The following is a 20,017-nucleotide window of genomic DNA, read 5'->3' on the forward strand; positions in this document are numbered from 1 at the left end:
TGCGCCAAGCGGTAGCTCTTTGTAGGAGGGGCTTTAGCCGCGACCCGCATCCCACAGGGCGCGCTGGCACACTGCAAAGCATCGCGGCTAAAGCCCCTCCCACGAGTTTTGCGGCGCTCAACAGTTAATGGGCACATAGCCATTAATAACGTGCTGGTTGATCTGCAGTTTCAGGACCGGGTCAGCCAGATCACCTGCCATGTGACCGATGACATGCAGCGCCTGCAGGGGCATTTGCGCGACCCAGTGCCGCCGCAGGCCAAGCAATGGTTGCAGCAACTTGAATCCAGCTATACCACCCTAGAACAAAAACGCGTTCATTCAGGAGCCGGTGGGGGCAAGGTCGAGCAATCGTCCGTGACTTTCTTCTGAGGCAATGAACCACGTGGAGGGCGTTATTAATGAGTAAGACCGTGCTGATTGTTGACGACTCAACGAGCTTTCGTCAGGTCGTGGGGATCGCCTTGAAAGGGGCTGGTTACACCGTGGTGGAGGCGTGCGACGGACGCGATGCACTGGGCAAGTTGGATGGCCGAAAAATCAATCTGATCGTCTCTGACGTGAATATGCCGGTTATGGATGGCATCAGTTTCGTCAAGGCGGCCAAGTTGTTACCCGCTTACAAGTTCACCCCGGTGATCATGCTGACCACCGAGGCAGGCGAGGCGATGAAGAGTGCCGGCAAGGCTGCCGGTGTCCGCGCCTGGGTGGTTAAGCCGTTCCAGCCGCCGGTGTTGCTGGATGCAGTGGCCAAATTAATCCTGCCCTAGGGGTGTTGCCGATCTGTTTATCCAGTTGTGAACAGGAGTCATCGATGGCGGACATCACACAGCATGACGAGGCCGGACGGCACAGCTTGAGCATTGCCGGCGATTTGAATATCTATGCTGCCGCGTCGGCTAAGCAAGAGCTGTTGCAGGCGCTGGAGGCGGTCGATCAGTTGCAGGTCGATCTGAGCGGGGTTGAGGATTTCGACAGCAGTGGCGTGCAATTGCTGTTGCTGCTCAAACGCGAGGCGGGCCGGCAGCACAAACCGTTGCAGTTTGTCGGCCATTCATTCGTGGTCCGTGAGGTCATCGACCTGCTCAATCTGGGTGCGCAGTTAGGTGATCCGCTGGTGATCCCCAAACATGAAGAGGGAGCCAGATCGTGAGCATGGATATGGCGAGTGCGCGCGCGATCTTGGTGCAAGAAGCTCGTGAGTTACTGGCGGCCATGGAGGAGGCGCTGTTGGCGATCGAGAGCGAGGGTTATACGGCCGAACGGATCAACTCAATATTTCGCGCCGCGCATACCATCAAAGGCTCGGCGGGATTGTTTGCCCTCGACTCGCTGGTGAGCTTTACCCATGTGGTGGAAAGCCTGCTGGATAAAGTGCGCAATGGCGAGTTGCCGCTCGATGGCATCATGTTGTCGTTGCTGCTGACCTGCGGTGACTATATCGGCAGCCTGATTGATGCGGTCGAAAACGACAGCGAAGCGCAGGAGCCAAATGCCGAGCTGCGCGGTTTTTTGTTGGCGCAGTTGGCCGAGTATTTGGTCGATGCCAGCAGCCCCGCTGAGCCTGCGGCGGCCAGCAATGTGGCGTTGATAGCGGAGCCCGAGCCGCTGATAGAGGTGCTGGAAGGCGAGACGGTCAGTAGCAATATCTGGCATATATCCCTGCGCATGCCTGCAGATGCGTTGCGCAATGGTATGGATCCACTGTCATTTTTGCGCTATCTGGGCAAGTTGGGGCGGATTGTCTATGTCCATACCCTGATCGATAAACTGCCCGAGTTGTCTGAGTTCGATCCAGAAACCTGCTATTTAGGTTTCGAGTTGGAGCTTGAGTCGCAGGCCAGTAAGCAATCGATTGAGGATGTGTTTGAATTTATCCGCGACGATGCACAACTGCACATTCTGGCGCCGCACAGTCGCATCGATGAATACCTGCAGCTGATCGAAGTCTTGGCGGAAAACCCGCAACGCCTCGGCGAAATTCTCCAGCAATGCGGCGCCCTGACCCATCACGAACTTGAGCGAGTGTTGGCGCGCCAGCGTGAGCAGCGCCAACCCGGGCTACCGCTGGGTATTTTGCTGGTTGAGGAACAGATGGTGCCGCCGACCGTGATCGCGGCGGCGCTGGGTAAACAGAAGCAGCATGAGGAAAAGCGTAATCAAGAACAGACCTTTATTAAGGTCGAGGTCGGCAAGCTGGATGAGCTGATCAATCTGGTCGGCGAACTGGTGATTGCCGGCGCTACGGCCAACCTGCTGGTGCATAAAGGTGAGCCTGCCGAGATGCAAGAGGCCAGCCAGGGGGTGGCCGATCTAGTTGAACGTATCCGTGATGCCGCCTTAACCCTGCGCATGGTCGCTATTGGTGAGGTATTCCAACGCTTTCCGCGGGTGGTGCGCGACGTCTCCAAAGAGATCGGTAAAGACATCCAACTGCTTATCTCCGGCGCCGATGCCGAGTTGGACAAATCGATGGTGGAGAAACTCGCCGATCCGCTGATGCATATCGTGCGCAACTCCATGGATCATGGCATCGAGCCGGCCGGTGAGCGCATCGGCCTGGGCAAGAGCGGCACCGGCACCTTGCGACTGAACGCCTATCACGACTCCGGCAGCATCGTTATTGAGGTGATCGACGATGGTCGCGGGCTCAACCGCGAGCGAATTTTGGCCAAGGCGCTCGAGCGCGGCCTGATTGCTGCGGAACAGCAACTCAGTGACAAAGAAGTCTATCGACTGATCTTTGAACCTGGCTTCTCCACCGCCGAACAGATCACCAACCTCTCTGGTCGCGGCGTTGGTATGGATGTGGTGCGACGTAATATTGAGCAGTTGCGCGGTGAGGTCGAGGTGCTTAGTGAGTTTGGCTCTGGCACCACGGTGCGCATCCGCCTGCCGCTGACCTTGGCAATTATCGATGGCTTTCAAGTGCAGGTTGGCGCCGAGATGTTCGTGCTGCCGCTGGAACAAGTGATCGAGTGCGTTGATCAGGTGCCACAAGACAGTCGTCACTATCTGGTCAATTTACGTGGCGAGCCGTTGCCCTTTATCCGCCTGCGTGAGCTGTTTGGCATCACCGGTGAGCCGGCCGTGCGGGAAAGCCTGGTGGTGCTGCAATGTGGTTTAGGTCGTGCAGGCGTGGTGGTCGACCAGTTGGTTGGCGAGTTCCAGGCGGTGATTAAACCGCTGGGGCCGTTGTTTCAAAAAAATCGTGGGCTCAGTGGCTCGACCATTCTCGGCAATGGCAGCGTCGCCTTGATTCTCGATGTCGCCCATCTGATTCAACAGGCCGGGCGTAACGCCGCCGATCAACCGGTGCGGGCGCCGGCCAGTGTGGCCTCATGAACAGTCTAAATAAGCAGCAACCCCAGACAACAAGCAATAACTATGCAGGCTACAGCGGTCGAGGAGACAGACATGTTTGATAAAATGAAGGTGGTGACTCGGCTAGCCATATTGGCTGGTGTGTTGATCCTGTTGCTGGTGAGTATCGGGGTGCTCGGTCTCAAGGGCATGCAGGACACCAAAGCCGGCATAGACACGGTGTACAACGACCGCGTAGTGCCCTTGAAAGACCTCAAGGTGATCGCCGATATGTATGCGGTCAATGTGGTCGATACCGCCCATAAAGTGCGCAATGGCAATATTGTCTGGCAGGACGGGGTGAGCAATGTGCAGCAGGCCAGTAAGCTGATCGCCGAGAAATGGAAGGCTTACACCTCGACCTTTCTGGTCGATGACGAGAAAAAACTCATCGAAGAGTTGCGCCCATTATTAAGCGGCGCCGATGCAGCAGTGTTGAAACTTGAGCAGATCTTGCAAAAGCAAGATGGGGCTGCGCTGGATGCATTTGTGAAGCAAGAGTTGTATCAGGTGATTGATCCGGTCTCGGATCGGTTCTCCAAGCTGGTTGATGTGCAATTGGCGGTGGCCAAGCAGGAGTATGACTTGGCCCATGTCCGCTATGAGTGGCTGTTGCTTGTCAGTCTTGGGGTCATGCTCAGCAGTGTGGTGTTGGCGCTGCTGCTGGGCATGATGATTACCCGCAGCTTGATGCGCCAATTGGGCGGCGAGCCTGGCGATGCGGTGGATACCTTGCAACAAGTGGCGGCCGGTGACTTAACGGTTGAAGTTCAGCTGCGCGCAGGTGATCAGGTGAGCCTGCTCTACAGTCTGCAACAGATGGTATTGCGTTTGCGTTCGGTGATGAGTGACGTGCGCAGCAATGCCGAAGCACTGGCCTCGGCCTCGGAACAAATCTCGGCCTCGGCCCAGTCACTCAGTCAGACCACCTCTGAGCAGGCGGCTAACGTTGAGGAAACCAGTGCCTCAGTGGAGGAGATTGCCTCTACCGTTTCGCAAAATACCGAAAATGCCAAGATCACCGACAGCATGGCCAGTCAGTCGGCCAAGGATGCCGTGGAGGGCGGTGACGCAGTACGCGACATGGTCAGCGCCATGCGCAAAATTGCCGAAAAAATCGGCATCATTGACGACATCGCCTACCAAACCAATCTGCTCGCGCTGAATGCCGCGATTGAAGCCGCGCGGGCTGGCGATCATGGCAAGGGCTTTGCTGTGGTGGCGGCGGAAGTGCGCAAGTTGGCTGAGCGCAGCCAGGTGGCGTCGCAGGAAATCGGTTCGGTGGCCAGCAGTAGTGTCACTCTGGCCGAGCGCGCCGGCAATTTGCTCAATCAGATGGTGCCGTCAATTCGCAAAACCGCCGACTTGGTACAGGAGATTTCGTCGGCGTCCCGCGAGCAAAACACGGGGCTGGAGCAAATCAATCTGGCCGTTGGCCAGTTGGCCCAAACAACTCAAATCAATGCATCGGCCTCTGAGGAGCTGTCCTCCACCGCCGAAGAAATGAGTGCGCAAGCGATTGAGTTGCAAGAAATGATTCAGTTCTTTCGCATTGATGTCGTGCCCCAGCAGCGCGCTACCAGGCGTGAGCCAAACGCTCGGGTTGCACCTTCGAAGCTGGCAAGTGATGGCCGCAGTAGCAGTAAGAGTGCTGGGCGCGGGCATGGCGAACTTCCCGATGAGTCGCAATTCACTCGTTTCTAGGAGGCGCTAATGTCCTTTCCCCAACCCTATGCCGGCGCCAGTCGGGCGCCGGCGCAGACTGACACACCGCTGACTCAGCAGTTTCTGACCTTGACCCTTGGCGATGAGTTGTTTGCGTTACCGATTGAGCATATCCGCGAGATCATCGAGTTTGGCGGGCTGACCGCGATACCGATGATGCCGATCTTTCTGCGTGGAGTGATTAACCTGCGCGGCGCCGTGGTGCCGGTGCTGGATCTGGCGGTGCGTTTCGGCCGTGAGCAAACCACCATTGCCCGGCGAACCTGCATCATCATTGTCGAGGTTGAGCAGGATGGCACGACCCAGTTGCTGGGCATTATTGTCGATGCGGTGAATGCCGTACTGACTGTTGAACCGCGCCAGGTTGAACCGCGGCCAGCATTTGGTGCGCGTATTCGCGCCGATTTTATTGCCGGCATTCTTAATCAAAACGAACAGTTTATTGTCATTCTGGAAATCCAGCAGGTGCTTTCAGTCAGCGAAATTGCTGACTTGATTGGTGTCTCGGCGCAAGCAGAATAGGGCATGAACAATGGCCGATGGCGGCGTGGCTATGGCATATAACCTGACCCTCAGTGATGCCGAGTTCGAGCTGTTTCGGCAGTTTTTTGCCAAGCACATTGGTATTTACCTGGCTCCGGCCAAGAAGTCGCTGTTGTTTGGTCGGTTGGCCAAGCGCCTGACTGCGCTCGGGCTGGACAGCTATAGCGACTATTACCAATTGCTGCAGTCACCTGCCGGTAGCAAGGAGCGGGAGACGGCGATCGATCTGATCACCACCCACGAGACCTATTTCTTTCGTGAACCCAAGCATTTTGAATTTCTGCAGAACCGTATCCTGCCGGCGTTTTCCGGGGCCAGTGAACTACGGGTTTGGAGTGCGGCAAGTTCCACCGGCGAGGAGGCCTACACCCTGGCGATGTTACTGGACAGCTTTCGCAGCCCCAAACCTTGGTCTGTGGTAGGTACTGATATTAGCCAGCTGGTGCTGGAAAATGCTCGCATGGGACTGTTTCCGATGACGCGGGGCGAGGGGATTCCTGCGCCTTATTTAAAACGCTATTGCCTCAAGGGTACGGGGCGCTATCAAGGTGCGTTTTTGATTGAACGCAGCTTGCGTGAGCGGGTGGAGTTCCGCCTTGGCAATCTCACCAAGTCGCAACCGGAATTAGGTCAGTTTGACCTGATCTTGTTGCGCAATGTGCTGATCTATTTTAATGAGCCGACCAAGTTCAAGGTGCTGGGGCATGTGCTTGAGCGCCTCGTGCCAGGCGGTTGGCTGATGTTGGGACATTCGGAAACCTTGCATGGCAGTGACTTGCCGTTGGAGACGCTGGCGCCGTCGATCTACCGCAAGGTTGAGCGATGAGCTCGCGGGTATTTCTCAATCCGGGAGAGTGGTTTTTCGGTGGTGAGGGTGTACGGGTGGAAACCTTGCTCGGCTCCTGTGTCAGCGTCACTCTCTGGTCACCGCAATTACAGGTGGGTGGCATGTGCCATTTTCTGTTGCCAGGTAATCAGAAGCGCGCGGCCGCAGGTTTCCTCGATGGTCGTTATGGCGAAGATGCGTTGGCTTGGCTGGTGCAGCAGGTGCGCCAGAGTGGTATCGATATCCGCCAGTACGAAGTTAAATTATTTGGCGGTTCGCGCACGCCGCAAGCTGGCAGCGGCACCAGTTTTGCCATTGGCGAGAAGAATATTCAATTTGCCCATGCGGCTTTGGCCCGGCTCGGGCTAGTCCCCAGCAGTTGTGATGTCGGTGGGGATGTACACCGTTATTTGCGTTTTGAACTGACAACCGGCGATGTTTGGGGGCGCTACGGCGAAGCCTTGCCGGTGTCGATGGCCAAGCAGGAGTTACGCGAATGACCATCAAGGTAATGATTGTTGATGACTCGGCCGTGATGCGTGAAGTTATGCAGGGGTTACTGCAGGCGCATCAGGATATCGAGGTAATAGGTTCGGCCATGGATCCTTTGCTGGCGCTACAGAAGATGGAGCGCAACTGGCCTGATGTAATTTTGCTGGATGTTGAAATGCCGCGCATGGACGGTATTACTTTTCTGCGTCAGATCATGGCGACCCGGCCAACGCCGGTGGTGATTTGTTCAACCCTGACCCAGCGCGGCTCGGATATCGCCATCGATGCCCTGTCGGCGGGTGCCGTTGAGGTGATCGCCAAGCCGACCATTGGCTTGCGCGATTTTCTTCAGGAAAGTGGTCATGAACTGGTCAGTGCCATTCGCTCGGCGGCCCAGGCGCGCGTGCGTAAATCGGTGCCAGTGGCAGACCGCAAACCGCTGGAGAAACTCTCGGCCGATGCCTTGCTGCAAGCGCCGGTGGGCTTGAAGAACCAGAAAACCACAGAAAGAATTGTTGTTATAGGTACCTCCACGGGCGGTACCCAGGCGTTGGAACAGGTGCTTTGCCAGCTGCCGGCCAATAGTCCGGGGATTGCCATCGTCCAGCACATGCCCGAGAAATTCACCCAGAGCTTCGCACAGCGCTTGAACGGCTTGTGTGTGATTGAGGTGCGTGAGGCCTGCGACGGTGACCGAATTATTCGTGGTCTCGCGCTGATTGCGCCGGGTGGTAAGCATATGTTGGTCAAGCGCAGCGGTGCACAGTATTACGTGGAGGTGAAAGATGGCCCGTTGGTTAGCCGGCATCGACCCTCGGTGGATGTGTTGTTTCGCTCCGCGGCAGTGCATGCCGGCCCCAATGCTCTGGGGGTGATCATGACCGGCATGGGCGATGACGGTGCTCGCGGCCTTAAAGAAATGCGCGACGTCGGAGCGCGGACCTGGGCGCAAGATGAGGAGAGTTGCGTGGTCTTTGGCATGCCTAAAGAGGCGATCAAGCTGGGCGGAGTAGAGCAGATAGTCGCGCTCGACGGGATACCGGCAGTAGTCATGAGCTGGCGCTGAAATTAGGAGGTAGAAATGAGCGAGCATGGCTTGCCGAAAAACTTGCTGGTGGTTGATGACAGTCTGTTGCAGCGTGAATTTGCCATGAGCCTGTGCCAGCAAATAGGTATTTCCATAATCGCCCAGGCCGAGGACGGCCAGCAGGCAATTGCCTTTTTGCTTGAGCATCCACAGTTTGAGTTGGTCATTCTTGATCTGGAAATGCCCGGCCTGGACGGTGTGCAAGTCATGCAGGAAATGGTTCGGCTGGGTTTGACTCAGGCAGTGATAGTCGCCAGTTCGCGCGAAAACACGTTGTTGTCGGTGGTCGAGAGCATGGGCCAGAGTTTGGGTGTCAAGTTGCTGGGCGTGCTGCAAAAGCCTGTGACGTTGATCCAGTTGAGTGCCTGCCTAAGCCGTTTTGGTGATTTACAGCAGGCTGATGTGGTCAATGTGCGCGTTGATCGGGGGGCGCAATTAACCATCGAAGATATCGCCACGGCCCTGCGCGCCCGGCAGTTTGTGGCGTATTTTCAGCCCAAGGTGAGCTTGCTCGACGGCCAGTTGTGTGGGGTCGAAGCATTAATCCGTTGGCAGCATCCGCAGCACGGCTTGCTGATGCCGGGGCAGTTTATCGAGCTGATTGAGCGCAGCCCCCATATGGCTGAGGTGACCCTGGCAATGCTCGACATGTCTTTGCAGCATTGCCAGCATTGGCATGCGGAGGGCTTGCCTTTGCACGTTTCGATTAACCTGGCAGCGAGCACGTTGGCCGATTCGACGCTGGCCGATGCGATTATCGAACGGGTAAAGGCGAGTGGCATTGAGTCGAGCTTTATTATTCTGGAAATCACCGAGGGCGAGATCATGACTGACTTCGGTGTCACTCTGGGTACGCTTGCGCGCTTGCGGCTAAATGGTTTTGCTTTGTCGATCGATGACTACGGCACCGGTTTCTCAGGCATGTTGCAACTCTCAAGAGTGCCGTGCTCGGAGCTGAAGGTCGATCGGGCGTTTGTGAATGGCGCCAGTCAGAAGCTGCACCTGCGCATCATGCTTGAGAGTGCGCTGGATATCGCCCGCAAGCTCAACCTTAAAGTGGTGGCTGAGGGCGTGGAGACGCGTGAAGATTGGATGTTGTTACGCACGCTGCAATGCGATGTGGCGCAGGGTTACTTTATTGCCAAACCGATGCCGGGCGGGGCGTTGTTGGCATGGTGGCGGGCCAATCGAGTGCGCCTGCAGGGGCTGTAACTAGCCCTGCTGTAGGCGCTTATAAGTGGGGGGCTATTCCTGCGGACCTTTAACGGTTTTGCCGTCGACTTTGCCGTCTTTGAGCATGATTTGGTATTCCTTACCGTCGGTTTCGACCTGGTGCAGGCGCACCAGTAAGTAGTCCCAATCTTTGGCAAACCAGAGCACGGTCTTGCGGTTGCTCTTGGTCGGATCGCGCACCCGTTCAACTTTAATCGCATCGATCAAGCCGGCTTGAGTGCGCACGCGCTCGGGGCCGAGCACGCGAAAGTCATAGGTTTCGATCTCGTCGCCGTTAACCACCTGGTAGCTCATGCTTTGTTTGCCGGCGGCCACGTCGAACTGCAACTCCAGCTGATAGGTCGACTTGTCTTGCAGGCCGCGGTTTAACGGCAAGCGTACCGAGTCACCGCGATCACTGCCGATAACTTGTTTCTCGGTCCAGTCAAAATCCTGCTCAACCTTCTTGCTCTTGCCCAGGCCGCCACGATTAAGGCGGTAGGTCAGCGGCAGAAAGCTGTTGTTCTCGATGCGAAAGGTGCTGACTTCACTGAGGCTGGCCACCAGCATGGCGGCTTCGAAGTTGAGCTGCCAGCGGTTATCCGGCAGGCGCTCGAGGCTGCGCTCCGCCGTGCCACTGACCGGCAACTGCTTCCAGTCGGCGGTGTAACTGGCGGTGAAGGGTTTCAGCTCGAGGGCTTGGGCTGAGAGGCTGATTAGGCTAAAAGCGCTAACAAGCAACAATAAGACGCGCCGCATAAGGTCTCCTGGATTAGGTGTCGAGGGGGTGGAGTACTTTACCGCTGGCCGCTAATAACTGGCCATCAAGGCTTGCACCTTGTTCGTTAAGACGTACCCGGCCCTCGGCAAACCAGCGTACCGCCAGTGGATAGATACGGTGTTCTTGGGCATGAACGCGCTGCGCCAAGTCGTCTGGCGTATCGCCTTGGGTTATCGGGACTACCGCTTGTACGACCAGCGGTCCGCCATCAAGTTCCTCGGTGACGAAGTGCACACTGCAGCCGTGCTCATGCTCGCCGTCGGCTAGCGCCCGCTGATGGGTGTGCAGACCTTTGTACTTGGGTAATAAGGACGGGTGGATATTCAGCAGGCGGCCCTGGTAGTGACGGACAAAGTCGCCACTGAGGATGCGCATAAAGCCGGCCAGCACCACCAGTTGCGGATCGAAGCCATCGATGGCCTCGATCAGCGCCCGATCAAAACTCTCGCGGTCGCTAAAAGCTTTGTGGTCGAGCACCCGAGTGGTAATCCCGGCCGCTTGGGCGCGTTGCAAGCCGTAGGCATCGCCGCGGTTGGAGATCACCGCGGCGATGTTGGCCGGATTCTCACCGGCGGCGATATTGTCGATCAGCGCCTGCAAGTTGCTGCCGGAGCCTGAGATCAGCACCACCACCTTGCAGGCGGCTGCTGGCATCAGTGGGTTTTCAGGTTGTTCAGCACCACGCGCTCGCTGCCTTCGGCAGCGTTGGCGATAGAACCGATCACCCACGGTTGCTCGCCGGCGGCGCGCAGGCAGGCCAGTGCAGCTTCGGCATCTTCTGGGGCCACGCAGATCATCATGCCCACGCCGCAGTTGAGTACGCGGTGCATTTCGATCTCGTTGACGTTGCCTTGCGCTTGCAGCCAGTCGAATACCGCCGGGCGCTGCCAGCTGTTGATGTCGATGATCGCTTGGGTGCCTTCTGGCAGTACCCGCGGAATGTTTTCGATCAAGCCGCCACCGGTGATGTGGGCCATGGCTTTAACCGCGCCGGTTTCCTTGATCAGTTGCAGCAGCGGTTTAACGTAGATGCGGGTCGGCGCCATCAGCAGCTCGGTCAGCGGCTTGCCGTCGAGTTCGATGGTTTCGATCTTGGCGCCAGCCACTTCGATGATCTTGCGGATCAGCGAGTAACCGTTGGAGTGCGGACCGGAAGACGGCAGGGCCAACAGGGTGTCGCCGGCGGCTACTTTAGTGCCGTCGATGATCTCGGATTTTTCCACTACGCCAACGCAGAACCCGGCCAGGTCGTAATCTTCGCCTTCATACATACCTGGCATTTCGGCGGTTTCACCGCCCACCAGGGAGCAGCCGGCCAGTTCACAGCCTGCGCCGATGCCGGTAACCACCTGGGTGGCGACCTCAACATTGAGCTTGCCGGTGGCGTAGTAGTCGAGGAAGAACAACGGCTCGGCGCCGCAGACGATCAGGTCGTTGACGCACATGGCGACCAGGTCGATGCCGATGCTGTCGTGCTGATTGAGGTTTAAGGCCAGGCGCAGTTTGGTGCCGACGCCGTCGGTGCCCGAGACCAGCACCGGTTGCTTGTAGCCGGCCGGGATTTCGCACAGGGCGCCGAAGCCGCCCAGGCCGCCCATGACTTCCGGCCGTTTGGTGCGCTTGGCCACGCTCTTGATGCGTTCGACCAGGGCTTCGCCGGCATCGATATCGACGCCTGCGTCCTTGTAGCTGATGGAAGGTTGCTTGCTCATAGGTCCAGGCCTTTTGAAAGGGATGTGCGGGGCGCGACCGGGTTGGCTTGAGTGAGTAGCGTTGCACTCGAACTCGGCCAGTGCCGAAGCCGGTCTGCGAAGGCGCGCGATTTTATCAGGCTTGCACGTCAGCGGCCATCGGCGCATGCCGTTCGACCCGCAGTAGTCAGTGCGGTTGACGTCTGACCCGACGAATAACCCTGAATTGCCGGGTCTTTACCGGCGCAAGTGCGCCACCGAGGCGGCTAACGGGGCAGTTTGTCGCCTGCCGATTGGGGCGTTTAGGCGGCAATGGTTGCCGGTCTGCGGGTGGCTGTTTAAGGTAGAGGTCTATTTCTAACCTTATCCTTGCCGAGAATTCGATGCGCGTTATCGCCCGTTTGTTGGTTATGAGTCTGTCGCTGCTGTGCCTGCCGCTGGCCGCGCAAACCGTCAGTGGTCTTTATCAAGTGCGTGAGGCGGTTGCCAGCCAGCAGCCGGATGAGCGCAATGCGGCGCTTAATCGCGCCCTGGATACCTTGGTGCTGCGCCTTACCGGCGACCCGCAGGCATTGCAAAACCCAGGCTTGACCGCGCTACGTGCCGATCCGCAGCAGTTGATCAGTCGTTATGCCTACGAGGTGGGTCCTCCGCAGGTGCTGTTGGTCGAGTTTGACCCGGTCAGTACCGAGCGCAGCTTGCGCCAAGTTGGCTTGGCCTTGTGGGGCGCAAATCGGCCAGTGATTTTGGCCTGGTGGTTAAACAGTTCTAGCGATGGCAGTGCGCTGGTGGGTGATGCCCAGCCAGCCGCCGCAGTGCTGCGCAACGCCGCGACATTGCGGGGCTTGCCGCTGAGTTTGCCGTTGGCTGATCTGGATGAGCAGTTACTGGCGACCCCAGAAAATTTATCCGCCAACCAGCCCGAGGCCTTGCAGCCCGCCTCGGCGCGCTATGGCGCCGATGCTTTGCTCGCCGTGCAAGCGCGCGAGGCCGACGGCCAGTGGCAGGCGCAATGGCGACTGTGGTTGGGTGATACGCGTGAGCAGGGCAGCGTCCAGGGCGCCGATCAGCAGGCGCTGGCCGATGCCGTGTTGCTGGCGGTGAGCCAGCGTCTAGCGCCGCGCTTTGTCAGCCGGCCGGGCGCCGCGCAAGCGCTGCAGTTACAGGTGCAGGGCGCCAATCTGCAGCGTTATGCCCAATTGCAGGGGCTGCTGGCGCCCTTCGGTGCGCGGTTACTGCGGGCGACGGGCGAACAGTTGCTCTATTCGGTGAATGCCAGCCCCGAGCAGTTGCGCGCACAGTTAGCCTTGGCGCGCTTAGAAGAAGGCCCGGCGCCAGCCGATGCACTTGCCCCGGCGTTGGCTGTGCCGACTGTAGCAAACCCTGCAGTGTTGCAGTTTCACTGGTAGTGATTGCGCGCAGTGGCCGCCTTAGTTGCCTCGGTTGCTGCGCCATCTGCCTGATTTGTATAAACTTTGCAGCTGCATGGGCAACTGTCCCGTGGCCAACTCACTATTTAACGAGTGTATCGACGGCGCTATAACGCCGTTCTGCCTGCCATGACCCCGATCCAACTGCCCCTGGGTGTGCGTCTGCGTGATGACGCCACCTTTGCCAACTATTACCCCGGCGCTAACGCGGCGGCGCTCGGCTATGTCGAGCGCCTGTGCGAACCTGAGGCAGGTTGGACGGAAAGTCTGATTTACCTCTGGGGCGGCGCGGGCGTGGGTTGCAGTCATCTATTGCAAGCCGCCTGCCTGCGTTTTGAACAACGCGACGAGCCGGCGGTGTACCTGCCGCTGCGTGAGGTGGTGGATTACGGCCCGCAGTTGCTGGACAACCTTGAGCAGTTCGAGCTGGTTTGTCTGGATGATCTGGATGCGGTGGTCGGGCGCAGCGATTGGGAAGAGGCCTTGTTTCACCTGTTTAATCGCTTGCGCGACAGTGGCCGGCGCCTGCTGCTGTCGGCCGCCTGCTCGCCGCGCGAACTGCCGGTGGGTTTGCCAGATCTGCAGTCGCGCCTGACCTTGGCGCTGGTGTTTCAACTGCAGTCGTTGTCCGATGAAGACAAGCTGCGCGCCCTGCAATTGCGCGCCTCGCGCCGCGGCTTGCAACTGTCCGATGAAGTCGGCCGCTTTATCCTCACCCGCGGCACGCGCAGCATGAGCGCGCTGTTTGAACTGCTCGAACGCCTCGACCAAGCCTCCCTGCAGGCCCAGCGCAAGCTGACCATCCCCTTCCTAAAAGAAACCCTCGGCTGGTAAAAATCCGCTCGTAGGATGTGGTTGAGCGTAGCGATACCCATCTCTGCGCCGCGATGCCCTGACTATTCGCCAGCCAGCTTGCGGTCGTACTGAAAGCGCCAGCGGGTGTACATCAGCGCCGAGCAGAATAGCGCGAGGCTGAGGCATAGTAATGCCCAGTCAAAAAAGGTTGTTTTTGCTCCCGTGACCGCGAGCACCCCTGCGATGAAATACCCATTAACCACGAAGCAGAGCCACGCTGAGGCCCTTGGGTGGCCGGCCAACATCCCTGGAGTCAACAGCGCTAAAGGTGTCAAGGCGAACAGCAGAATGCCCCACGGCCGAGCACCGTTTAAATCCGCAAAGAACAAATTCCACAGCAGAATTAGCAGCGCCAGGGCAAAGAAGCTGAACAGACTAATGGCGCGGCTGATCCGCAGGCGCGGCTGTAGCCAGCTGAGCTCCGGTAAGGGTTTCGGGGTTTTAGCCACGGGGCGTCTCCAGTTGCTGGGCGGTCTTCGCCAAACGCAGGCCGAGGGCGCGGCACAGGGCGATTTCGTCGTCATCGAGGGCGCGTTTGCCGTCGGCGCCGGCATGATGGCTGGGGCCGTAAGGGGTGCCGCCGCCGCGGGTTTGCAGTAGCGCCGCCTCGCTGTAAGGCAGGCCGCAGACCAGCATGCCGTGGTGCAGCAGCGGCAAGAGCATCGATAGCAGAGTGGTTTCCTGGCCGCCGTGCAGGCTGGCGGTGCTGGTAAAGACCCCGGCCGGTTTGCCGACCAGGCCGCCGGTGAGCCACAGGTTGCTGGTGCCGTCGAGAAAGTACTTGAGTGGTGCGGCCATGTTGCCGAAACGGGTCGGGCTGCCCATGGCCAGGCCAGCGCAGTCTTTTAAATCATCCAGGCTGGCATACAAAGCGCCTTCGGCGGCGATCTCGGGTGTGACCTGTTGGCAGTCGCTGGACACCCCCGGCACGGTGCGCAGCCGTGCCTCCAGGCCACCCAGTTCCACGCCACGAGCGATGTGCCGGGCCATCTCGGCGGTCGCGCCGTGGCGGCTGTAATAGAGCACCAGGATGTAGGGCGCACTCATGCCAGCAACTCGAGAATGCGCTCCGGTGGGCGACCAATAATGGCGCGCTCACCGGCAATCAGAATCGGCCGCTCAATCAGCTTGGGCTGGGCGACCATGGCGGCAATCAATTGCGTTTCGCTAAGGCTGGCGTCGGCCAGGTTGAGGCTTTTGTACGCCTCCTCACCGGTACGCAGCAGTTGCCGGGCGGGCAGGCCGAGTTTGACCAGCAAGGCTTGCAGTTCAGCGGCGCTGGGTGGGGTGTCGAGGTAGCGCACAACCTTTGGGCTGAGGCCGCGGGCCTCGAGTATTTCCAGCGCCCCACGCGATTTGGAGCAAGACGGGTTGTGATAGAGCGTCAAATCGGTCATTTGCGGGTCGCTTCTTGGTTAGGCGGGCGGCTATTCTAACCGCGTCTGCGCAGCCAGCTGAACTCAGTGTGTAAAGTCAGGGCGGCGGGGCATCAATCGATCACCTACCAAGGAGCAGGAATGCGCCAACGTCTTCACGATGCGATGGATTTTTGGCGATTTTTATTTCGACGTTTCCATGCCGATCGCGGTATCAGCAGTGCCGCAGCACTGACCTACACCAGCCTGTTTGCGGTAGTGCCGATGATGACGGTGACCTTCGCCATGCTGTCGGCCGTACCGGTGTTTCAGGGGGTTGGCGAACAGATTCAGAGCTTTGTGTTTCGTAACTTCGTGCCCTCGACCGGGGAGGCCGTGCAGGAGTATCTCAAGGCGTTTACCGTGCAGGCGCGGCAACTGACCTGGGTGGGCGTGTTGGCGTTGGCTGTCACCGCTTTTATGATGCTGGTGAATATCGAACAGGCCTTTAATACCATCTGGCGAGTGCGCCAGAGCCGGCATGGGGTTGCCAGCTTTTTGCTGTATTGGGCGATTCTCAGCCTCGGCCCGCTGTTGCTGGGCAGCGGCTTTGCGGTCAGCACCTATCTGACCTCCACCTCATTGTTGTCGGGCCCGCACGCACTGGTGGGGGCGAAAACCCTGCTCGGTTTTACCCCGCTAATTTTTAGCGTGGCGGCCTTTACGCTGATCTACGCCACTGTCCCCAATGCCCGCGTGCCGCTTAAGCATGCCTTGATCGGTGGGGTATTTACCGCCGTATTGTTTGAGGTGGCCAAGGCCTTATTTGGCCTGTACGTGAGCTTCTTTCCGGGTTATCAGCTGATCTACGGCGCCTTTGCCACTGTGCCGCTGTTTTTGCTGTGGTTGTATCTGTCCTGGTTGATCGTGCTGTTTGGCGCCGAATTGGTGTGTAATTTGTCGGCTCCGCATCACTGGCGCCGTCGCGCCTTGCCAAGGCTGCTGGTGTTGCTGGGGATTCTGCGGGTGTTTCATGAACGTCAGCAGCGCGGTTTGGCGGTGCGCCACAGCAGTGTGCAGCGCGCCGGCTGGCTGTTGCCGGGCGATGAATGGCTGGAAATGATTGATTTTCTCGAAAGTGAGCAGCTGATTTGCGCCACCGGTGGCGATGCCTGGGTGCTGTGTCGCGACCTGTCGAATTACCCGCTACAGCAATTAATCAGCCACAGCCCTTGGCCATTGCCACGCCATGCGCAGTTGCCGACGCAGTTGGACGAGCCTTGGTATCCGGCGCTGCGTGGTGCTTTGGAAGGGCTTTATCAGCAACAGGCCGAACTGTTTGATGGCAGCTTGGCGCAATGGCTGCAACCGCCGGCACAGTGACGCAAATGGTCAGTTTGCGGCGCGCTGCAGACCAGGGCTTGGTTTGTTTGGGCGGTTAGGGCCCTGTAATTGTTTGGATTGGAGGCTGGCACGCTTCTGGCAATCACTGGATTAGAGTGTTGTTTAATTGCCAGCAAGTCATGGATTGACTAGGAAGTAGTCGCTTATGAGTAGCAAGGCCAAGGTTATCTATCTGCATCAGCTCGATCCACAGGCGGCACTGGAGCGGCTTAATCGGCTTACCGGTTTGCAGTTCACCAGCTGGCCGAAAAGTTTAAAGCCTGCGCAGCAAGAGCGGGTGTCGGCGGCGTGTGGGCTGGCAGAAGGTGTGGCGATTAGCCAGGGGGTAGGCGAGGGCTTAGCGGCCGCTGAGTCGCTTGATTTTGTTGCTCTGGATGCATCGGCGCTGCTTTAGACCAGCGCTTGACGCTTGTCGCTATTGACCTGCTCGACGGCCTGCACAAACAACTCCTCGACCAGCAGGCTTTGCGCTGGTACTGCACTGCGCAGAAATACCTCGGCTTGCTGGATTTTTTGTTTGACCGTCAAACGGGCAATGCCCGACAGCAATACCTTGCCGTGGGCACCAACGTTACCGTGGTCGACGGCCACCTCTCGGCGTTGCTCACCATCCAGGTAGCGAATCATCAGCGACACCGGTAAGCGTTCCAGTCCCGACAGTTGTAGCCAGGCGGCAATATTGAACTCGGCAACGCGGCCGTCATAGGCGGTTACGAGGGGGCGGGCGAGGTTAATAATTTGCGCGGGAACTGGGCCAATCAGACGGTCGTTGGCAGTAGGCATGGCGGTGTTCGCTCGAATAGGTAACTGACCGGCGAATTTTAAACTGACTGCCCAGTTAAAAACTGTGCAGTCAGGCGTGCATCTATGTGACTGCCTTTGCAGAAACAGTCAGGCTCAGGCCAAGCGCAGGGGGTAACGCGATACCGACGAGGTGAACAGGTTGCAGGCCGGTAACTGCACCACGGTTTGATTGGGCATATTGCTCAGTTGCAGCCAGAGGCTTTCACCCTCCACAAACTGTCCATTGGGCAGCCATAAGCCGTGATGCCAACCGTTGCCGGGCTCTGGTGTGCTTTGCAATACCCCTGGGTGGGTCTGTGAGCTGGGCGAGCGGCGCAGCCAAACCGGCCGTGGCAGCCCTTTTAGATAACGCAGTCCCAAGTGCAGGCCTTCGTTGTTTTGGTGGCGCCAACGCACCAGCGCCAGGCTTGGTGTGCCGCTGTCAGCCAGGAGCAGCACCAGTTGACCTACGGGTAAGTGCGCGCCTTGGTCGCTGTTGCACAGCAGTCGTGCGCCGCCGGCGCTGCCGTCGAGCATCTGGGTGGCGCAGTGGCTGGGGCGTTTTTCCAGCAGCTGGGCGTGAATATCGGCAAGGCCGATGATCAGGTTGCATGGGCCTTCGTATTCACTGCGCGCGTGTCGGCGCTGCTGGCGGCCTAGCCAGTTAATCCGTACCCGTTCGAGTAGTTGCCGCTCAGCCGGGGTTTGCAGGGGCGCCGGCTCATGCAAACCAATCAGCAAGGCGCCTAACTCGAAACGGCGCAAGTCACTCGGTTGCCCTTGTGGTGCTTCATCAAAGGCCAGGCAGGGTTGTGATGCGGTCAGGTCGACGGTTTGGCCGTCAGCTTCTTCTTCATCGTCCCACGGCAGTAAGCGGGCGAGGCTGGCCAGGGGCGCCAGCGCGGCAAATAACTGGGTGCATTCGCCTTGAGCCAGGTGAAAGGGATTGCTCAGCGCCAGCAGCAAGGCCTGTTGATAGAGGCCGCGCAAGGTGCTGGCTGGCGCGGGCATAAAAGCGGCGGCGATGTGCTCGTCAAGGCAGTCCTGGTGTTCGCCGATCCAGTACAGCAAGTGGCTGTCACGCCATAGGCTCGGTGGCGGCTCTTGGTAGACTTGATAGTGGCGCAGCAAGCTTTGCGCAAGGTAATACTGGGCCTTATACAGGCACCAAGCCAGGTGCGGGCGTGACGGCTGGCGGCCTTGCAGAATTTGCAGCAGCAAACGTTTAAAGCCGGCGGCCATCTCGCTGCACAGGTGTAAAAACAGCGGCGGTGGCGCGGCTTGCCCGGCGTAAGCTTGGGCGTAATAACGATAAGCATCGCTGAAGCTTTGCAGGCTGCGCTGTCTTTCAAGTAAGGTCATGGCGCTGCGGTTACAGCGAAACAACAGGCTCAGCACTTCTTGTAGGGCATTTTCAGGCAGCAACAGGCGCGCTGCGACGAGTTGCTCGGTCAGCTCGGTCAGCGTCAGAGCCTGCTCATTGAGAATGTCCGGAACTTCCAGGCGCAAGGCATCCAGCGTCATAACAATCCTGCAAATACGAGGCTCGACGGCATGGCAATGCAACACCACTGGTATGGGTTCAGGGGGCGGGTGCTCATGGTGATCCTTGTTAGCCTGGTGCTGGGCGGCTGTAGTGAAGACTACGGGGTTGATCAGTATGGACGAAAGGTAACGGCTGAGCAGCTAGAAGGCCAGTGGTTGCTGATTAATTACTGGGCGCAATGGTGCGGCCCTTGCCGTGGCGAAATCGTCGAGCTGAATAAGCTGGCGCAGCAATCCAGTGATCAGTCGGTGACGGTGCTGGGGGTTAATTTTGACCAGTTGCAGGGCGCCGATTTAACTAAAGCCAGCATGGAGCTGGGGATTAATTACCGGGTCTTGGCGCAAGACCCAGCTGCGCGTTGGCAGTTGCCGCGCAGTGAAGTGCTGCCGGTGACTTATATTATTGATGCCCGCGGCAAGCTGCGTGAGCGTTTGCTCGGTGAGCAAACCGCCGCCGGTTTAACCGCGCGCTTGGCGCAGTTACAAAAAGGAGCGCAGTAATGCCACGTATTTGTTTGCATGCCATCGTCAGCGGCCGGGTGCAGGGCGTCGGCTTTCGCCAGCACACCGATGAGCAGGCGCAGCGCTTAGAGCTTGATGGTTGGGTGCGTAACCTGGCTGATGGTCGAGTTGAGGTGCTGATTGAAGGCGAGGAGGCGGCTGTGCGTGAGCTGGCGGACTGGCTAGCGCAAGGTCCGCAGGTGGCGCAGGTGACTGGCGTGGCATTGAGCGAGCAGCCGCTGCAAGGCGTGGTCGGTTTTATTGTACGGAGTTGATTAAGACTATGTGCCCGTTAACTGTTGCAGCGTGGTGGCCCTTTGTAGGATGGGTATCGCTTCGCTCCACCACATCCTACGGCCGTCTTTTCAGCGGTTAAGGGGTATCAACACATAACGGGTACATAGCCTGATTAAGCCAGCTGCCG

The 20,017-nt window shown here is 58.5% G+C and carries 24 protein-coding genes; 16 read left to right on the forward strand and 8 right to left on the reverse strand.

Annotation, left to right across the window (positions count from 1 at the left end):
• The first annotated feature begins 150 nt into the window (after nucleotides 1–150).
• From Q8R10_RS00615 to Q8R10_RS00660, 10 genes are all read left to right on the forward strand, one after another.
• Nucleotides 151–372 (forward strand): hypothetical protein, encoded by a 222-nt coding sequence (locus Q8R10_RS00615; protein WP_305650059.1) that lies wholly within the window; start codon nucleotides 151–153, stop codon nucleotides 370–372.
• 29 nt (nucleotides 373–401) lie between these two features.
• Nucleotides 402–770, forward strand: a complete 369-nt coding sequence (locus Q8R10_RS00620; RefSeq protein WP_305650061.1) for a response regulator — start codon at nucleotides 402–404, stop codon at nucleotides 768–770.
• A gap of 44 nt (nucleotides 771–814) precedes the next feature.
• Nucleotides 815–1,153, forward strand: coding sequence for a lipid asymmetry maintenance protein MlaB (locus tag Q8R10_RS00625; protein WP_305650063.1), 339 nt, complete (start codon nucleotides 815–817; stop codon nucleotides 1,151–1,153).
• A 2-nt stretch (nucleotides 1,154–1,155) separates the two neighbouring features.
• Nucleotides 1,156–3,345, forward strand: a complete 2,190-nt coding sequence (locus tag Q8R10_RS00630; RefSeq protein ID WP_305650212.1) for a chemotaxis protein CheA — start codon at nucleotides 1,156–1,158, stop codon at nucleotides 3,343–3,345.
• A 72-nt stretch (nucleotides 3,346–3,417) separates the two neighbouring features.
• A complete protein-coding gene (locus tag Q8R10_RS00635; RefSeq protein ID WP_305650065.1) occupies nucleotides 3,418–5,067 on the forward strand; it encodes a methyl-accepting chemotaxis protein in 1,650 nt (549 codons plus the stop codon).
• 9 nt (nucleotides 5,068–5,076) lie between these two features.
• Nucleotides 5,077–5,610, forward strand: a complete 534-nt coding sequence (locus Q8R10_RS00640) for a chemotaxis protein CheW (RefSeq protein ID WP_305650067.1) — start codon at nucleotides 5,077–5,079, stop codon at nucleotides 5,608–5,610.
• A 31-nt stretch (nucleotides 5,611–5,641) separates the two neighbouring features.
• Nucleotides 5,642–6,457, forward strand: coding sequence for a protein-glutamate O-methyltransferase CheR (locus Q8R10_RS00645; protein ID WP_305650069.1), 816 nt, complete (start codon nucleotides 5,642–5,644; stop codon nucleotides 6,455–6,457).
• Entirely contained in the window at nucleotides 6,454–6,957 is a 504-nt protein-coding gene (locus Q8R10_RS00650; protein ID WP_305650071.1) for a chemotaxis protein CheD, read from the forward strand. The genes Q8R10_RS00645 and Q8R10_RS00650 overlap by 4 nt, the downstream gene beginning before the upstream one ends.
• Nucleotides 6,954–8,015: a chemotaxis response regulator protein-glutamate methylesterase gene (locus Q8R10_RS00655; RefSeq protein WP_305650073.1), complete on the forward strand. Its 1,062-nt coding sequence runs from the start codon at nucleotides 6,954–6,956 to the stop codon at nucleotides 8,013–8,015. The genes Q8R10_RS00650 and Q8R10_RS00655 overlap by 4 nt, the downstream gene beginning before the upstream one ends.
• A gap of 15 nt (nucleotides 8,016–8,030) precedes the next feature.
• Nucleotides 8,031–9,248, forward strand: a complete 1,218-nt coding sequence (locus Q8R10_RS00660; protein WP_305650075.1) for an EAL domain-containing protein — start codon at nucleotides 8,031–8,033, stop codon at nucleotides 9,246–9,248.
• Between the two features lie 33 nt (nucleotides 9,249–9,281).
• Here Q8R10_RS00660 and Q8R10_RS00665 read toward each other — a convergent pair whose 3' ends face one another.
• From Q8R10_RS00665 to purM, 3 genes are read right to left on the reverse strand one after another with little or no spacing between them, the layout of a single operon-like run.
• On the reverse strand, nucleotides 9,282–10,007 hold the full coding sequence (locus Q8R10_RS00665) for a DUF3108 domain-containing protein (protein WP_305650077.1): 726 nt from the start codon (nucleotides 10,005–10,007) through the stop codon (nucleotides 9,282–9,284).
• Nucleotides 10,008–10,020: 13 nt separating this feature from the next.
• Nucleotides 10,021–10,683 (reverse strand): phosphoribosylglycinamide formyltransferase, encoded by a 663-nt coding sequence (purN, locus tag Q8R10_RS00670; RefSeq protein WP_305650079.1) that lies wholly within the window; start codon nucleotides 10,681–10,683, stop codon nucleotides 10,021–10,023.
• The gene (gene purM, locus Q8R10_RS00675) at nucleotides 10,683–11,741 is read right to left on the reverse strand and encodes a phosphoribosylformylglycinamidine cyclo-ligase (protein ID WP_305650081.1); all 1,059 of its coding nucleotides are present in this window, start codon (nucleotides 11,739–11,741) and stop codon (nucleotides 10,683–10,685) included. The genes purN and purM overlap by 1 nt, the downstream gene beginning before the upstream one ends.
• Nucleotides 11,742–12,103: 362 nt before the next feature.
• Between purM and Q8R10_RS00680 the strand changes: the two genes are divergently transcribed.
• Together Q8R10_RS00680 and hda are read left to right on the forward strand one after the other, a co-directional pair.
• On the forward strand, nucleotides 12,104–13,129 hold the full coding sequence (locus Q8R10_RS00680; RefSeq protein WP_305650083.1) for a DUF2066 domain-containing protein: 1,026 nt from the start codon (nucleotides 12,104–12,106) through the stop codon (nucleotides 13,127–13,129).
• Between the two features lie 150 nt (nucleotides 13,130–13,279).
• Nucleotides 13,280–13,984 carry a DnaA regulatory inactivator Hda gene (gene hda, locus Q8R10_RS00685; protein WP_305650085.1) on the forward strand — a complete coding sequence of 235 codons (705 nt, stop codon included), beginning with the start codon at nucleotides 13,280–13,282 and terminating at the stop codon, nucleotides 13,982–13,984.
• A gap of 62 nt (nucleotides 13,985–14,046) precedes the next feature.
• On the opposite strand, the gene Q8R10_RS00690 is transcribed toward hda, so the two are convergent.
• The 3 genes from Q8R10_RS00690 to arsC are packed head-to-tail and all read right to left on the reverse strand — an operon-like array spanning nucleotide 14,047 to nucleotide 15,402.
• A complete protein-coding gene (locus Q8R10_RS00690) occupies nucleotides 14,047–14,454 on the reverse strand; it encodes a DUF2069 domain-containing protein (protein WP_305650086.1) in 408 nt (135 codons plus the stop codon).
• The gene (wrbA, locus tag Q8R10_RS00695; protein ID WP_305650088.1) at nucleotides 14,447–15,052 is read right to left on the reverse strand and encodes an NAD(P)H:quinone oxidoreductase; all 606 of its coding nucleotides are present in this window, start codon (nucleotides 15,050–15,052) and stop codon (nucleotides 14,447–14,449) included. The genes Q8R10_RS00690 and wrbA overlap by 8 nt, the downstream gene beginning before the upstream one ends.
• Nucleotides 15,049–15,402 (reverse strand): arsenate reductase (glutaredoxin), encoded by a 354-nt coding sequence (gene arsC, locus Q8R10_RS00700; protein ID WP_305650090.1) that lies wholly within the window; start codon nucleotides 15,400–15,402, stop codon nucleotides 15,049–15,051. The genes wrbA and arsC overlap by 4 nt, the downstream gene beginning before the upstream one ends.
• Nucleotides 15,403–15,522: 120 nt before the next feature.
• Between arsC and Q8R10_RS00705 the strand changes: the two genes are divergently transcribed.
• Together Q8R10_RS00705 and Q8R10_RS00710 are read left to right on the forward strand one after the other, a co-directional pair.
• The gene (locus Q8R10_RS00705; protein WP_305650092.1) at nucleotides 15,523–16,743 is read left to right on the forward strand and encodes a virulence factor BrkB family protein; all 1,221 of its coding nucleotides are present in this window, start codon (nucleotides 15,523–15,525) and stop codon (nucleotides 16,741–16,743) included.
• A 166-nt stretch (nucleotides 16,744–16,909) separates the two neighbouring features.
• The gene (locus Q8R10_RS00710) at nucleotides 16,910–17,158 is read left to right on the forward strand and encodes a hypothetical protein (RefSeq protein ID WP_305650094.1); all 249 of its coding nucleotides are present in this window, start codon (nucleotides 16,910–16,912) and stop codon (nucleotides 17,156–17,158) included.
• Here Q8R10_RS00710 and Q8R10_RS00715 read toward each other — a convergent pair.
• A complete protein-coding gene (locus Q8R10_RS00715) occupies nucleotides 17,155–17,547 on the reverse strand; it encodes a hypothetical protein (protein WP_305650095.1) in 393 nt (130 codons plus the stop codon). The genes Q8R10_RS00710 and Q8R10_RS00715 overlap by 4 nt on opposite strands.
• A 114-nt stretch (nucleotides 17,548–17,661) precedes the next feature.
• A complete protein-coding gene (locus Q8R10_RS00720) occupies nucleotides 17,662–19,071 on the reverse strand; it encodes a PilZ domain-containing protein (protein WP_305650097.1) in 1,410 nt (469 codons plus the stop codon).
• A gap of 75 nt (nucleotides 19,072–19,146) precedes the next feature.
• On the opposite strand from Q8R10_RS00720, the gene Q8R10_RS00725 reads away from it, so the two are divergent.
• Both Q8R10_RS00725 and Q8R10_RS00730 read left to right on the forward strand, forming a co-directional pair.
• Nucleotides 19,147–19,593, forward strand: coding sequence for a TlpA disulfide reductase family protein (locus Q8R10_RS00725; protein ID WP_305650099.1), 447 nt, complete (start codon nucleotides 19,147–19,149; stop codon nucleotides 19,591–19,593).
• Complete coding sequence (locus tag Q8R10_RS00730; RefSeq protein ID WP_305650101.1) at nucleotides 19,593–19,868, forward strand: acylphosphatase; 276 nt, start codon at nucleotides 19,593–19,595, stop codon at nucleotides 19,866–19,868. Before Q8R10_RS00725 ends, Q8R10_RS00730 begins: the two co-directional genes overlap by 1 nt.
• The last annotated feature ends 149 nt before the right edge of the window (nucleotides 19,869–20,017 follow it).

Origin of the sequence: Pseudomonas sp. (genome assembly GCF_030698175.1) — a bacterium.
Classification (GTDB): Bacteria; Pseudomonadota; Gammaproteobacteria; order Pseudomonadales; family Pseudomonadaceae; genus Aquipseudomonas.

Excerpts from the sequence above, each read along its gene's own strand:
- Q8R10_RS00620 (WP_305650061.1), top strand. The coding sequence starts at position 402 with ATGAGTAAGACCGTGCTGATTGTTGACGACTCAACGAGCTTTCGTCAG.
- Q8R10_RS00625 (WP_305650063.1), top strand. The coding sequence starts at position 815 with ATGGCGGACATCACACAGCATGACGAGGCCGGACGGCACAGCTTGAGC.
- Q8R10_RS00630 (WP_305650212.1), top strand. The coding sequence starts at position 1,156 with ATGGATATGGCGAGTGCGCGCGCGATCTTGGTGCAAGAAGCTCGTGAG.
- Q8R10_RS00635 (WP_305650065.1), top strand. The coding sequence starts at position 3,418 with ATGTTTGATAAAATGAAGGTGGTGACTCGGCTAGCCATATTGGCTGGT.
- Q8R10_RS00640 (WP_305650067.1), top strand. The coding sequence starts at position 5,077 with ATGTCCTTTCCCCAACCCTATGCCGGCGCCAGTCGGGCGCCGGCGCAG.
- Q8R10_RS00645 (WP_305650069.1), top strand. The coding sequence starts at position 5,642 with ATGGCATATAACCTGACCCTCAGTGATGCCGAGTTCGAGCTGTTTCGG.
- Q8R10_RS00650 (WP_305650071.1), top strand. The coding sequence starts at position 6,454 with ATGAGCTCGCGGGTATTTCTCAATCCGGGAGAGTGGTTTTTCGGTGGT.
- Q8R10_RS00655 (WP_305650073.1), top strand. The coding sequence starts at position 6,954 with ATGACCATCAAGGTAATGATTGTTGATGACTCGGCCGTGATGCGTGAA.
- Q8R10_RS00660 (WP_305650075.1), top strand. The coding sequence starts at position 8,031 with ATGAGCGAGCATGGCTTGCCGAAAAACTTGCTGGTGGTTGATGACAGT.
- Q8R10_RS00665 (WP_305650077.1), bottom strand. The coding sequence starts at position 10,007 with ATGCGGCGCGTCTTATTGTTGCTTGTTAGCGCTTTTAGCCTAATCAGC.
- purN (WP_305650079.1), bottom strand. The coding sequence starts at position 10,683 with ATGCCAGCAGCCGCCTGCAAGGTGGTGGTGCTGATCTCAGGCTCCGGC.
- purM (WP_305650081.1), bottom strand. The coding sequence starts at position 11,741 with ATGAGCAAGCAACCTTCCATCAGCTACAAGGACGCAGGCGTCGATATC.
- Q8R10_RS00680 (WP_305650083.1), top strand. The coding sequence starts at position 12,104 with ATGCGCGTTATCGCCCGTTTGTTGGTTATGAGTCTGTCGCTGCTGTGC.
- hda (WP_305650085.1), top strand. The coding sequence starts at position 13,280 with ATGACCCCGATCCAACTGCCCCTGGGTGTGCGTCTGCGTGATGACGCC.
- wrbA (WP_305650088.1), bottom strand. The coding sequence starts at position 15,052 with ATGAGTGCGCCCTACATCCTGGTGCTCTATTACAGCCGCCACGGCGCG.
- arsC (WP_305650090.1), bottom strand. The coding sequence starts at position 15,402 with ATGACCGATTTGACGCTCTATCACAACCCGTCTTGCTCCAAATCGCGT.
- Q8R10_RS00705 (WP_305650092.1), top strand. The coding sequence starts at position 15,523 with ATGCGCCAACGTCTTCACGATGCGATGGATTTTTGGCGATTTTTATTT.
- Q8R10_RS00710 (WP_305650094.1), top strand. The coding sequence starts at position 16,910 with ATGAGTAGCAAGGCCAAGGTTATCTATCTGCATCAGCTCGATCCACAG.
- Q8R10_RS00715 (WP_305650095.1), bottom strand. The coding sequence starts at position 17,547 with ATGCCTACTGCCAACGACCGTCTGATTGGCCCAGTTCCCGCGCAAATT.
- Q8R10_RS00720 (WP_305650097.1), bottom strand. The coding sequence starts at position 19,071 with ATGACGCTGGATGCCTTGCGCCTGGAAGTTCCGGACATTCTCAATGAG.
- Q8R10_RS00725 (WP_305650099.1), top strand. The coding sequence starts at position 19,147 with ATGGTGATCCTTGTTAGCCTGGTGCTGGGCGGCTGTAGTGAAGACTAC.
- Q8R10_RS00730 (WP_305650101.1), top strand. The coding sequence starts at position 19,593 with ATGCCACGTATTTGTTTGCATGCCATCGTCAGCGGCCGGGTGCAGGGC.